This window comes from Cereibacter sediminicola, from assembly GCF_007668225.1.
Taxonomy (GTDB): domain Bacteria; phylum Pseudomonadota; class Alphaproteobacteria; order Rhodobacterales; family Rhodobacteraceae; genus Cereibacter_A; species Cereibacter_A azotoformans.
In genome coordinates this window covers 126,891-139,915 of sequence record NZ_VDEK01000007.1, presented here as the reverse complement: position 1 = coordinate 139,915, position 13,025 = coordinate 126,891, and the positions used below count along the sequence as shown (strand labels likewise).

Below are 13,025 nucleotides of genomic sequence, written 5' to 3'. Positions count from 1 at the left end.
CATCGCAGCCCAAACCGCAAACGCCTGAGTGTCCGGTGAAACGGGGGCAAAACCAATCCGGATCTGCGTGACTCGCCCTAGATGATGCCACAGCACGGATTAACCAAAGAGAAAATGCAACCGAAGCTTGCGGCGACGCAAGAAGGACGCGCAAAGGCTGCATTCGGAGGCCGGTGGGCCCTCGTACCGCCCTGAGCAGCCCGAACGGCATCGGGGCCGGATGCCCCGGCGCCCAACGAAAGCACTGAAAAACGCCTTCAGCGGCACCGGTCTTCTGGCCGAGATCCGACTTCTGGCCGAGACGGCTCCTCTTGCAGCCGGGCGCGCGCTGTGAGCTAGTGGTGCGGTTGCCCCGAGCTGACCGAAAGACCCCCATGACAACCGCGACCGTGACCCGCTCCGGAACCCACCTGGCCGTGCTGGTGGTTCTGGGCCTGACGCATCTGCTCAACGACCTGATGCAATCGCTGATCCCCGCCGCCTACCCGATCCTGAAAGAGTCGGCGCAGCTCGATTTCGTGCAGATCGGCATGATCACCATGACGTTCCAGATCGCGGGCTCGCTTCTGCAGCCCGTCGTGGGCACGATCACCGACCGTCGCCCGGCGCCCTATTCGCCGGTGCTCGGCATGATGTTCACGCTCTCGGGGCTGGTGAGCCTGTCCATGGCGCAGAGCTACGCCATGATCCTCGTGTCGGTCGCGCTGATCGGGATCGGCTCGTCGATCTTCCATCCCGAGGCGACGCGGATGGCGCGCTACGCCGCCGGAGGGCGGCAGGGGCTGGCGCAGGGGATCTTTCAGGTCGGCGGCCAGGCGGGGGGCGCGCTGGGGCCGGTCTTTGCCGCGCTGGTGATCGTGCCCTGGGGCCAGCCGAGCCTTGCCTGGTTTGCCGTCACGGCGCTGATGGCCATGATGCTACTGACCTGGATCGGCAGCCGCCAGCGCGCGATCAGCGCCGAGTTCGCCGCCAGCCGTGCCCGCGCCGCCAAGGCCGGAACCGCCCGCCACCACGCGCCCGCCACCATAGCGGTGGGCCTCGTGGTGCTGACCTGCCTGATGTTCGCCAAGAACGCCTACAATGAGAGTTTCCGCTCCTTCTACACCTTCTACCTGATGGAGCGGTTCGGCCTGTCGATTCCCTCGGCGCAGATGATGCTGTTCATCTTCCTCGTGGCGGCCGCGGTGGGAGTGCTGGTCGGGGGCATCCTGGGCGACCGGATCGGCCGGCAGCGCATCATCTGGATCTCGGTGCTGGGGCCGCTGCCGCTCACGCTGATCCTGCCGTATGTGGACCTGTTCTGGACCGGCGTCCTGACCATCATGATCAATCTGATCATGGCCAGCGCCTTCGCCTCGATCCTGATCTATGCGATGGACCTTCTGCCGAACCGGATCGGGCTGATCGGCGGCCTGTTCTACGGGCTGAATTTCGGGCTGGGCGGGATCGCGGCCGCCATCCTCGGGGTTCTGGCCGAAAGCTACGGGGTCGAGACCGTCTATCAGATCTGCGCCTTCCTGCCACTAGCGGGGCTTCTGGCCTGGTTCCTGCCGCGTCTCGAGCCAGGCGGGCCCTGACTCAGGGCCCGCAGAGGGCGGCGGACGCCTCGTCGAGCCGCCCGACCACCTGCAAGGCGCCGGCCTCGAGCAGCAGCTCCCGATGGGCCGCCTGAAGCCCTTCGAGGTGACTGCCCCCTGTGAAGCCCACCGCGCGCATCCCCGCGGCGCACGCGCCAGCGATCCCGTGCGGCGAATCCTCAAGCACCGCGCACTGGTCGGGCGGCACGCCCAGCACGTCGGCGGCCTTGAGGAACAGGTCAGGCGCAGGCTTGCCGCGCGGCACCTCGTCGGCGCTGAAGGCGCGCCCGGCAAAGCGCGAGGCGAGCCCCCCGAGGCGCAGCGTCTCGTGCATCCGCCGCACCGACCCGCCGGTCGCGATGGCCGTGGCGAAACCTTCCGCCTCCAACCGGTCGAGCAGCGGATCCGCCCCCGCCATCGGCCGCAGCCGCAAGGCATAGGCCCGAAACAGCCGCGCCTCGACCCGGTCGATGAAATCCGCGGGCACCGGCGTGCCGGTGCGCCGCTCGATGTCGCGGCAGATGTCGGCCATCGAGACGCCGAGGAACCGCTCGCGCAACTCCTCCACGGTCGTCCGGGGCAGGCCGATGGTCTGCATCTCGCCCGCAAGTGCCGCCAGGGAATGCGGCTCGCTGTCCACGAGGCAGCCGTCGAGGTCGAAGATCACCGCACGGACCGGGCTCATGCTGAGAGGCCGCGCGAGGTCAGAGCCGCTTGCCGCTGTCGCGGTCGAACAGGTGCATCCGCGCCGGGTCGATCAGGAAGCCGATCTCGTCCCCCGGCCGCGCCGCGATCCGGTCGCGCACCACGGCGTCGATCAGGTCGCCCCCCTCGGCCCGCGCAAAGATCTGCGTCTCCGAACCCGTCGGCTCGAGCACCGCCACCCGGACCGGAATCCCGCCCGCGCCGATCTCGATATGCTCGGGCCGGATCCCCAGCGTCACCCCCTGCCCGTCCGCGGCCCCGCTGGCCGGCAACGGCAGCTCCAGCCCGCGGTCCGAGACGAACAGCCTGCGGCCGTCACGCACCGCCACCCGCCCGTGCAGGAAATTCATCGAGGGCGAGCCGATGAAGCCCGCAACGAACAGGTTCTGCGGCTGGTCGTAGAGATCCAGCGGCGCCCCGATCTGCTCCACCCGCCCGTCGCGCATGACCACGATCTTGTCGGCCATGGTCATGGCTTCGATCTGGTCGTGGGTCACATAGACGATGGTGGTCTTGAGGCGCTGGTGCAGCTCCTTGATCTCGAGCCGCATGGTCACGCGAAGCTTGGCGTCAAGGTTCGACAGGGGCTCGTCGAAGAGGAACACCTGCGGATCGCGCACGATGGCACGGCCCATGGCCACGCGCTGGCGCTGCCCGCCCGAGAGCGCCTTGGGATAGCGGTCGAGATATTTCGTGAGGTCGAGGATCTCGGCCGCCTTGCGCACCTTGGTCTCGATCTCCTCCTTCGGCCGCCCCGCCATCTTCAGCGGGAAGCCCATGTTGTCGAAGACCGTCTTGTGCGGATAGAGCGCGTAGGACTGGAACACCATGGCGATGTCGCGGTCCTTGGGGATCACGTTGTTGACCACCCGGCCGCCGATCGAGATCGTGCCGCCGCTGATCGGCTCGAGCCCCGCAAGCATCCGCAACAGGGTGGATTTTCCGCAGCCCGACGGGCCCACGAGGACGACGAACTCGCCGTCCTCGATCTCGACGTTGACGCCGTGCATGACCTGGACTGCGCCATAACGCTTGACGACGTTGCTGATCTGGACGTTTGCCACCTCTGGTCCCCCCTACTGCGGCAGCTCGATCTGCATCTTCACGTCGGAGGGCGGCGCCGAGGCCGCCACTTCGAAGGCGTGGACGCTGTCCTCGAAGGCGAAGGTGCGGGTGATGAGCGGCTTGACGTCGATGGCGCCGCTGGCCAGCATCGCCACGCAGCGCGGAAAGACATGGGCGTAGCGGAAAATGTTCTCGACCCGCGCCTCGCGCACCATGGCCGCGCCCGCGTCGTAGGAGATCGGGTCGGGCTGGCCGCCGATCATCACCACGCAGCCACCCGGCGCGAGCGGCTCGAACACGCCGGCGGCGGCCTTGGGCGAGCCGGTCGCCTCGAACACCACATCCGCGCCCCAGCCGTCGGTCTCGGCCTTGATGCGGGCCACGATGTCGTCGCTGGCCACATTCACCCCGGTGATCGCGGGGCTGAGGCTTTCGGCAATCTCGAGCTTTTTCGGCGCGAGGTCGGTCACATAGACCCGCGCGCAGCCGCCTGCGAGGGCGGACAGTGCCGTGACGAGGCCGATGGGCCCTGCCCCCATGACAAGGCCGATGTCGCCGGGGCGGATGCGGGCCTTGGTCGCGGCGTGGACGCCCACCGCCAGCGGCTCGACCATCGCGGCCTCGGCGAAGCTCACGTTGTCCGGCAGCTTGAAGGTGAACGCCTCGGGGTGGACGCAGGTTGGGCGCAGGATGCCGTGGATCGGCGGCGTGGCCCAGAAGCGCACCGCGGGGTCGATGTTGTACATCCCCATCCGCGCGGCCTTCGAGTTCGGGTCGGGGATGCCCGGCTCCATGCAGACGCGGTCGCCGACCTTGAGCGTCGTGACCTCCGGCCCCACCTCGATCACCGTGCCCGAGGCTTCGTGGCCAAGGACCATCGGCTCGTTCACCACGAAGGGGCCGATCCGGCCATGGGTGTAGTAATGCACGTCCGACCCGCAGATGCCGACGGTATGCAGCCTGATCCGCACGTCGCGGGGCCCGAGCACCTCTTCCTGCCGGTCGATGTCGGGGAAGTCGCGCAGCGACAGTTCGTCTTTCCGTTCGAGGACGAGCGATTTCATCCTGTCAGCCTTTCGTGATGATGAGCACGGCCAGCGCGAGCGCGATGGCGTTGGAGATCCAGATCGACGGCCCGAGCGGCTCCACGAAGCGGAACCAGAACAGGGACAGGGCGACCCAGATCACCACCGAGATGAACAGCCGGTCGAACCAGTTGGTCTCGATCGGCAGGAAGCCCACCTTTGGAGGCGCCGGGGGTGGCGGATCGTCCTCGAGGATGTCGATGGGCTCGGAGATGTTCTCGATCTTCTCGCTCATGGCCTATCCTTTCACCGCGCCGAAGGTCAGGCCGGTCACGATGTGCTTCTGCACCAGGCTGAAGACGATCAGCGCCGGGATCAGCGTGAACATCGAGATGGCGGCCATGATCCCCCATTCGGTGCCCGTGGTGGTCACATATTCCGAAAGGCCGGTGGTGAGCGTGCGGGCGTTGAAGTTCGTCAGCGTCGCCGCCAGCAGATATTCGTTCCAGGCGAAGACCCAGGTCAGGATCAGCGTCACCGCAAGGCCGGGCCGGCAGAGCGGGAAGACCACCTCGGTGATGACCTTCCAGGGGCTCGCGCCATCGACATAGGCGGCCTCGTCCAGCTCCTTGGGGATGCCGTCCAGCGTGGGGCGCAGCGTCCAGATCGCGAAGGGCAGGTTGAAGGTGCAATAGACGAGGATCATGCCGATCCGCGTGTCGAGCAGCGTGAAGTCGCCGAAACGATAGACCTGCGTCATCAGGAGGAACAGCGGCAGCAGGAACACCGCGGGCGGCGCCATCCGGTTGGTGATGGTCCAGAAGAAGATCGATTCCTTCCCGCTCATGTCGTAACGCGAGAGGGCATAGCAGGCGAAGAACCCGAGCGTGGTGCAGAGAAGCGCATTGCCCGACGAGATGATCAGCGAATTGACCATGTAGCTGCGCAGGGTGCGGTCGTTCAGCACGTCGATGTAGTTCTGCCAGTAGATGTCCTTCAGCAGGATCTCGGGCGTCGAGAACAGGTCCACCGCCGGCTTCACCGAGATCACGAACAGCCAGTAGATCGGGAACAGCGTCAGGAAGCTGACAAAGACCCAGAACAGCATGTAGAGCCAGGGATTGCCCCTCTGCATCGGATCAGCCCTTTCTCGATTTGCGCGGGGCGAGCATGCTCACATAGAGCAGCCAGCAGGCGACGATGGTGAGGTAGAGCACGATCACCGACACGGCCGAGCCGTAGCCGTAGTTCGTGCGCGGGAACACCTCCTTGAAGATGTGGACGCCGACGTAGCGGGTGGCCGATCCGGGACCGCCGCCGGTCAGCATCAGCACCTCGTCCACCGTGCGCAGCGCGTCCATCAGCCGGATGAAGACGGTGGCGACGACGGCCGGGGCGATCATCGGCAGCGTGATGTGCCAGAAGATCTGCCGCTTGTTCGCGCCGTCGATCTGGGCCTGCTCGAACGGGTCGGCCGGCAGCGAGACCAGCGCCGCGATCAGCGTCAGCGTCACCAAGGGCGTCCAGTGCCAGACATCCATGATCACCGTGATCACGAAGGCGGCCCCGGCGGACTGGCCGATGTTGAGATTGACGCCGAACCAGCTGTCCAGAAGGGTGGGGATGATGCCGATCGAGGGCGTGGTCATCAGCTTCCAGACCGAGCCCACGATGATCGGCGCCATGATCAGCGGCAGGGTGTGAATGGTGCGGAAGAAGGCCTTGCCAGGAAACTCCTTCATGAAGGCCTGCGCCAGCGCGTAGCCGATCACCAGCTCGGACAGGACGGCAAAGAAGACGAAGGCCACCGTCACGCCCAGCGAGGCCAGGAAGCCCTGGTCGAACACCACGCGGCGGAAGTTGTTCGCTCCGCTGAACACCATCTTGGGGTTGGCCGCGAACGGGTTCCAGTCGTGGAACGAGACATAGAGCACATACAGGAACGGCAGAACGCCGAACAGGAACAGGATGACCAGCGTGGGCGCCAGCAACAGCCATGCGAGCTTTGGGGAATACACGGACCTACCCTCTGCCGAAGGTTGCGAGTGAGCGGGCCGCGCATCGGGCCCTCGGTCGAAGGAGCCGCCGCCCGAGCGGGCGGCGGCGGTCGGGAGGCGTTTACTTGCGGTAGCCGAGGCTCGTCAGCTCTTCCTCGGCCTTGGCCGCCATCCGGTCGAGACCCTCGTCCGGGCCCACGGCGCCGGTCAGGATGTCGTAGAAGATCGGCGCGGTGGCTTCGCGCAGCTGAGCGTGGAACGGATATTCCGGCGCGCCCTTGAACAGCTTGCCCTGATCGCGCAGCATCGAGAAATAGCCGCCGAGCTGCTCGTCGAGCGCCTGGACCTTCGGCGTCTTGTAGGTCGAGGTCAGCGTCACGCGCGAACCTGCGGCCGCCCATTCCTCCTGCACCTCCGGCAGCGCCATGAACTGCAGGAACAGCACCGCCGCGTCCTTGTTCTTCGAGGTGACCGGGAGGCCGAAGGCGCCGCCGTCATAATAGCCGATGTAGCCCTCTCCGCTCTCGGCGGCGGCCATCACCCCCTCCTCGACCGGCGGCAGCGCAACGGCCACGTTGCCCACGACGCGCGACTTCGACGTATCCGAGGCGATCCAGGCGACGTTCTCGCCATAGACGAGGCCTTGGGCCACGCGGCCGGCGGCGAAGGTGGTGGCGACCTCGGTCCAGGTCGATTGCACCGACTCGGGCGGGGCGATGTCGCGCATCGACAGCCACCACTTCATCGCTTCTTTCGCCTCGGCCGAGTTCATGCGACCGCCGTTTTCGACGCTGGCGGCATAGTTGTTCGAGGCGTCGATGCCCCAGTCGTAGACGCCGTAGGTCGGCGCCACGGACTCGAAATACTCGTACCAGGAGGCCGGGTGGCCGGTGTGGGCCTGCGCCGTCGTGCCCCAGAGCTTGCCGCCGTTGTCCTTGCCCCACTGGGTGAAGAACTGCGCGATCTCGGCATATTCGGCGTGATTGGTCGCAGGGGCGAGGTCGCGGCCGGTCTGCTCCTTGAAGGCCGCCTGCACCTCGGGGTCGTTGAAGAGGTCGGTCCGGTAGAGATAGACCTTGATGAAGGCCTCCATCGGCATCCCGTAGAGGTTGCCATCCTCGGCGCCGCGGAAGTTGTCGGCAAACGAGGTCAGGTTCTCTTCGGAATAGTTGGCCGCCTTCAGATCGGGCTTCTCGTCCAGAGCCTGCGTCAGGTTCACGAGGAAGTTGCGCGCCAGATAGGCGTAGATGATGTCCTGCTCGATATAGACCATGTCATAGATGCCGGTGCCGGCTTCCATGTCCTTGATGGCCTTGTCGTACATCTGGTCCCACGAGGTGGTCTCGACATCGACGCGGATGCCGGTCAGCTCCTCGAACCGGGGTGCGAGTACATCGGCCACGAAGTTGGAAGCGGGCGTGGATTCGGTCACGCCGCGCAGCGTCGTGCCCTTGAAGGACGCGCCGGCCTCCTGCCACCAGTCGGCATTTTCGATCTGAAGATCCTGCGCAAAGGCCCCACCGGCCGCCAGCGCAAGCGCCAGCACCGAAGCGCCGTATTTCAACGAATAGCCCATGTGTCTCCTCCCTGAAGATCTTGCGGGTCTGCAGGGCCGCGCGGTGGTCCTTCCGCCGCGCTGCTCCTCCCGACGAGAACTTTTGCAAATGTAAGCGGCAACATGCAAGTGAATTTTTTGCGGATGTATGACTTGCGAAACATTTGTAAGTGGTGTCACATCCCCGAAGGACGACCGGCGCGGAGGAGGGCGCTCAGGATGGTTCGGGAGATGCACGACGATCCGTTTACCGCGGAAGTCTGCTGGCACTACTACGTCAACGGCATGACGCAGGCCGAGATCGCCAAGCAGCTCGACGTGACGCGGCTGCGGGTGAATCAGGCAATCCAACGGGCCAAGACGCTGGGGATCGTGCAGGTGCGCATCGATTCCCCCTTTGTTGCGCGGATCGAGCTGCAAGAGGCGCTCCGGGTCGAGCTGGACATCCCGCGCGTGCAGATCGCCCCCGCCCGCCGCGAGGATTATGATTGCCATTCGGCGGTCGGTGCGGCGCTGGCTGATTATCTGATCGAGAAGTTGCGAACCCGCGGCTGGCGCTCGATCGGCGTCTCGTGGGGGGTGACGCTCGAGCAGACCTTCCGCCGCCTGCCCGCACAACCCCATCCCGATCTCGAGATCGTCTCGATGCTCGGGGGCACGATGCAGGGCGCCTCCTTCAACTCGTTCAGCATCGTCTCGGGCTTTGCCGCGGCGCTCGGCGCGAAATATTCGCTGCTTGCGGCCCCGATCTTCCTGTCGGCGGGGGTCGATCGCGCGGCCTTCCTCGCGCAGGAGATCTTCGCCGACCACTTCGCCAAGTTCGAGACGCTCGACGCGGCGATCCTGACCGCAAGCGACGTGTCCGAGCGGTCGTTCCTCGTTGCGAACGGCCTGCCGAAGGAGGTGGCGCCGCAGGACCTGATCCGGGCCGGCGCCATCGGGGACGTGCTGGGCCATTTCCTCGACGCCGACGGTGCCGAGATCGACCATCCGATCTGCCGGCGCACGATCGGCGTCGATCTCGATACGGTGTTGCGCACCCCCGAGAAGATCCTCGCCGCGGCGGGGCCCCACAAGGTCGGGATCATCCGGGCCGCCTCGCGCCGCGGGCTGGTGGACACGCTGATCACCGACGACGTGACGGCCGAGCTGCTGCTCGGCAATCGACCCGGCGCGACCGGCTGACATGACAGGCGCCGCAGGCACGGCCCGCCCCGGCAAGACATCCGCCTGCGGGCGGAACGATCCCGGGCCGCCCGCAGGTGAGAGGTTCCGATGACATCCGCACTGGCCCCCGACGCGCTCGGCCCCACGATCTGCGTGGGCGAGATCCTCGTCGAGATCATGGCCACGACGGTCGGCTGCGGCTTTCTCCAGCCGCAGCCGCTCGAGGGCCCGTTCCCGAGCGGCGCGCCCGCCATCTTCATCGACCAGTGCGCGCGGATGGGCGGGACGGCGGCGCTGATCGGCGCGGTGGGCGACGACGATTTCGGCCGGATGACGCGGGCCCGGCTGGCGCGCGACGGGGTTGATGTCAGCGCGGTGGCGGTCCTGCCCGACCATCCGACCGGCACCGCCTTCGTGCGCTACCGCGCCGACGGCGCGCGCGATTTCGTCTATGGCATTGCCCGCTCCGCCGCCGCCTGCATCGCGCGGACCCCGGCGGTCGAGGCGGTTCTGGCGCGGGCGGGACATCTGCATGTCATGGGCTCGGCCCTCTCGATCCCGGCCGCGGCCGAGGTGATCGCGGCGGCCGCGGCCGCCGTGAAGGCGCGCGGCGGCAGCCTCTCGGTCGATCCGAACCTCCGCAAGGAACTGGCGCAGGATGCCGCCACCGCGCGGACCTTCGCGGCGCTGGTGGCCAGGGCCGACCTGCTGCTGCCCTCGGGCGACGAGCTGGAACGTGCGGCGGGCGTCGCGGGCGAGGCCGCGGCGCTGGAGCGGCTCTTCGCGCTCGGCATCCGCGAGGTCGCGCTGAAGCGCGGCGCCGCGGGGGCGAGCGTTCATGCGCCCGGTGCCGCGCCGGTCCATGCGCCGGCCTTTGCGGTGGCCGAGGTTGATCCGACCGGCGCGGGCGACTGTTTCGGCGGCGCCTATGTCGCCTGCCGCCGGCTTGGCCTGCCTGTGGCCGAGGCGCTGACCTACGCCTGCGCCGCCGGTGCCCGCAATGTCACCCGCCGCGGCCCGATGGAAGGCGCAGGCACCCGCGCCGAACTTGACGCCTTCATCGCCACGACCCCGAGGTGCCCATGCTGACGCTCGACGATCTCGCCCGCCTGCGCCGCGAGGGACGGCCGCGCGGCATCACCTCGGTCTGTTCGGCGCATCCCGTGGTCCTGCGCGCGGCGCTCCGCCACGGGCTCCGGACCGGCGCGCCGGTGCTGATCGAGGCGACCTGCAACCAAGTCAACCATCAGGGCGGCTACACCGGCATGACGCCGGCCGACTTCGCCGCGCTTGTGCGGCGGATCGCGGCCGAGGAGGGCTGTGCGCCGGATCAGGTGCTTCTGGGGGGCGACCATCTCGGGCCGAACCCGTGGCGCACCCTGCCCGCCGAGGCGGCGATGGCCGAGGCGGGCCGCATGGTCGCGGCCTATGTCGCGGCCGGCTTTTCCAAGATCCATCTCGACACCTCGATGGGCTGCGCGGGCGAACCGGCCGCGCTGGAGGATGCCACCACGGCCTGCCGCGCCGCCCGTCTCGCCCGCATCGCCGACGAGACCGCCCGCAGCCACGGCCTGGCCCCGCCGCGCTTCATCCTCGGGACCGAGGTTCCGCCTCCTGGTGGCGCCGATCATGCGCTCGACAGCGTCGCGCCGACCGCGCCCGCCGCCGCCCGCGCCACCATCGCGATCCACCGCGAGACCTTTGCGCAGGAGGGGTTGGAGGACGCCTTTGGCCGGGTGCTCGCCTACGTCGTCCAGCCGGGGGTCGAGTTCGGCAACCGGAACGTGGCCCTCTACGACCGCACCCGCGCCCGCCCGCTGACGGCGGTGCTCGAGGAGGAGCCGACCCTCGTGTTCGAGGCCCATTCCACCGACTATCAGGGGCCGGGCCCCCTCGCCGCGCTGGTCGAGGACGGCTTCCCGATCCTCAAGGTCGGGCCCGAGCTGACCTTCGTCCTGCGCGAGGCGCTCTATGCGCTTGACCTGATCGCATCGGAGCTGGTCCCCGGCTACGGGACCCGCCCGCTTGCCGCCACGATGGATCGGGTGATGCGCGACCGCCCCGCCGACTGGCAGCGCCACTATCCCGGCAGCGAGACCGAGCAGCATCTGCTGCGGCACTACTCGCTGTCGGACCGCATCCGCTACTACTGGCCCGCTCCCGCGGCCCGGCAGGCGGTCGATGCGCTGACGGCGGCGCTTGCGGGCCGGCGGGTTCCCCTGCCGCTCTGGCGCCAGTTCCTGCCCGCCGCGGAAGATCACGCCGATCGACCGCTCGACCCCGAGGCGCTGCTGATCGAGCGGGTGACCGCCAGCCTCGCCACCTATCACGCCGCCTGTCACCCCGATGAAAGGAAAGGATAAGCCATGTCCCTCGACAAGTTCCGCCTCGATGGCAAGGTCGCGCTCGTCACCGGCGGAAGCCGCGGCATCGGGCTTGCGATCGCAAAGCTCTTCGCCGAGGCCGGTGCGCGCATCATGATGACCGCCCGCACCGAGACCGAGGCCGTGCGCGCGCTCGTCGCCGCCGATCCCGACCGCTTCGCCTGGGTGGCGGGCGACGTGACCGACCCGGCGGTGCCGGATGCGCTGGTGCAGGCCACGCTCGACCGCTTCGGCCGGCTCGATGTGCTGGTGAACAACGCGGGCGTTGCCGACGGCGGCGATTTCCACGAGTTCGACGACACGCGCCTCGCCCGGATCATGGAGACGAACCTCATTGCCCCCTTCCGCATCGCCCGCGCCGCGGTGCGGCCGATGCTGGCGCAGGGCGCGGGTTCGATCGTGAACATCGGCTCGATCTCGGGCTTCGTGGCGAACAAGCCGCAGCTGCAGGTGGCCTACAACGCCTCGAAGGCGGCGGTGCACCAGATGACCACGGTCATGGCCTACGAATATGCGCACCGCGGCATCCGCGTGAATGCGCTGGCCCCCGGCTATGTGGTCTCCGACATGACGGCCAAGGGCATCGCCAACGAAGACATGAACCGCGTCTGGACCGAGAACACCCCGATGGGCCGCTTCGGCGAGCCCGAGGAGATGGCGACCTGCGTCCTGTTCCTCGCTTCGGATGCCGCCTCCTACGTCACCGGCGCCACCCTGGTGGCGGACGGCGGCTACATCACCCACTGAGAAAGGACTGAAGATGAGCGGACGTTTCGACGGCAAGGTGGCCGTCATCACCGGCGGCGCCTCGGGCATCGGGCTGGCAACGGTCGAGGCGCTTCTGGCCGAAGGCGCGACCGTGGTGGCGGTGGACCGCGACCGCGCGGCGCTGGAGGCGATGGGCGCGCGGTTGGGCCCGGCCTGCGTTGCGCAGGTGACCGACCTGCTCGACCCCGAAAGCTGCGACGCGATGGTGCCCGAAATCCTGGAAAAGACCGGCCGGATCGACATCCTGCATTGCAACGCCGGCAGCTACATCGGCGGCGACCTCTTCGAAACCAGCCCCGCCGCCATCGACCGGATGCTGAACCTGAACGTCAATGCGGTGATGAAGAACGTCCATGCCGTGATCCCGCACATGAGCGCGCGCGGCTCGGGCGACATCGTCGTGACGTGCTCGGTCGCGGGCCATTCGGCGATCCCGTGGGAGCCGGTCTATTCCGGCTCGAAATGGGCGATCACCTGCTTTGTCCAGACCATGCGGCGGCAGCTGATGAAGCAGGGCATCCGCGTGGGGCAGGTCTCGCCGGGGCCGGTGATCTCGGCGCTGCTGGCCGACTGGCCCGAGGAGAACCTGCGCAAGGCCAAGGAGAACGGCGCGCTGATCGAGCCTGCCGAGGTGGCCGATGCCGTCCTCTACATGCTCAGCCGGCCGCGCAACGTCACGATCCGCGACATGATCGTGCTGCCATCGAACTTCGACATCTGACGAACGGCCTCGGCCTCGCTGGCCCGGCCTGCGGCGGCGAGCCTGCTCTCGCCGCCGCCTT

Annotated in this window: 13 protein-coding genes; 6 read left to right on the top strand and 7 right to left on the bottom strand. The window is 67.8% G+C overall.

All coding sequences use genetic code 11. The annotated features are described in order from the left end of the window. Positions 1–374: 374 nt before the first annotated feature. Positions 375–1,577 (top strand): MFS transporter, encoded by a 1,203-nt coding sequence (locus FG154_RS07455; RefSeq protein WP_145106110.1) that lies wholly within the window; start codon positions 375–377, stop codon positions 1,575–1,577. A 1-nt stretch (position 1,578) separates the two neighbouring features. Here the strand turns inward: FG154_RS07455 and FG154_RS07450 are convergent, their stop codons facing one another. The 7 genes from FG154_RS07450 to FG154_RS07420 all read right to left on the bottom strand — a co-directional run bounded on the left by FG154_RS07450 (position 1,579) and on the right by FG154_RS07420 (position 7,945). Then, positions 1,579–2,262 carry an HAD family hydrolase gene (locus FG154_RS07450; RefSeq protein ID WP_145106107.1) on the bottom strand — a complete coding sequence of 228 codons (684 nt, stop codon included), beginning with the start codon at positions 2,260–2,262 and terminating at the stop codon, positions 1,579–1,581. A 19-nt stretch (positions 2,263–2,281) separates the two neighbouring features. After that, positions 2,282–3,346, bottom strand: coding sequence for an ABC transporter ATP-binding protein (locus tag FG154_RS07445; RefSeq protein WP_108221216.1), 1,065 nt, complete (start codon positions 3,344–3,346; stop codon positions 2,282–2,284). 12 nt (positions 3,347–3,358) lie between these two features. Beyond that, positions 3,359–4,411, bottom strand: coding sequence for an NAD(P)-dependent alcohol dehydrogenase (locus tag FG154_RS07440; RefSeq protein ID WP_145106104.1), 1,053 nt, complete (start codon positions 4,409–4,411; stop codon positions 3,359–3,361). Positions 4,412–4,415: 4 nt separating this feature from the next. Continuing rightward, positions 4,416–4,667: a DUF2160 family membrane protein gene (locus FG154_RS07435; protein ID WP_222120552.1), complete on the bottom strand. Its 252-nt coding sequence runs from the start codon at positions 4,665–4,667 to the stop codon at positions 4,416–4,418. A gap of 3 nt (positions 4,668–4,670) precedes the next feature. Further along, a complete protein-coding gene (locus FG154_RS07430; protein ID WP_011910496.1) occupies positions 4,671–5,507 on the bottom strand; it encodes a carbohydrate ABC transporter permease in 837 nt (278 codons plus the stop codon). A gap of 4 nt (positions 5,508–5,511) precedes the next feature. Further along, positions 5,512–6,390 carry a carbohydrate ABC transporter permease gene (locus FG154_RS07425; RefSeq protein ID WP_145106102.1) on the bottom strand — a complete coding sequence of 293 codons (879 nt, stop codon included), beginning with the start codon at positions 6,388–6,390 and terminating at the stop codon, positions 5,512–5,514. A gap of 100 nt (positions 6,391–6,490) precedes the next feature. Continuing rightward, entirely contained in the window at positions 6,491–7,945 is a 1,455-nt protein-coding gene (locus FG154_RS07420) for an extracellular solute-binding protein (RefSeq protein ID WP_145106098.1), read from the bottom strand. Between the two features lie 198 nt (positions 7,946–8,143). Between FG154_RS07420 and FG154_RS07415 the strand changes: the two genes are divergently transcribed. The 5 genes from FG154_RS07415 (at position 8,144) to FG154_RS07395 (ending at position 12,964) form a co-directional block, all read left to right on the top strand. After that, the gene (locus FG154_RS07415; protein ID WP_145106095.1) at positions 8,144–9,109 is read left to right on the top strand and encodes a sugar-binding transcriptional regulator; all 966 of its coding nucleotides are present in this window, start codon (positions 8,144–8,146) and stop codon (positions 9,107–9,109) included. 90 nt (positions 9,110–9,199) lie between these two features. Further along, positions 9,200–10,180: a tagatose kinase gene (locus tag FG154_RS07410; protein ID WP_145106092.1), complete on the top strand. Its 981-nt coding sequence runs from the start codon at positions 9,200–9,202 to the stop codon at positions 10,178–10,180. Continuing rightward, complete coding sequence (locus tag FG154_RS07405) at positions 10,174–11,454, top strand: D-tagatose-bisphosphate aldolase, class II, non-catalytic subunit (protein ID WP_145106089.1); 1,281 nt, start codon at positions 10,174–10,176, stop codon at positions 11,452–11,454. The genes FG154_RS07410 and FG154_RS07405 overlap by 7 nt, the downstream gene beginning before the upstream one ends. Positions 11,455–11,457: 3 nt before the next feature. Continuing rightward, positions 11,458–12,222 (top strand): SDR family NAD(P)-dependent oxidoreductase, encoded by a 765-nt coding sequence (locus FG154_RS07400; protein WP_145106086.1) that lies wholly within the window; start codon positions 11,458–11,460, stop codon positions 12,220–12,222. 13 nt (positions 12,223–12,235) lie between these two features. Beyond that, on the top strand, positions 12,236–12,964 hold the full coding sequence (locus tag FG154_RS07395) for an SDR family oxidoreductase (protein ID WP_145106083.1): 729 nt from the start codon (positions 12,236–12,238) through the stop codon (positions 12,962–12,964). The last annotated feature ends 61 nt before the right edge of the window (positions 12,965–13,025 follow it).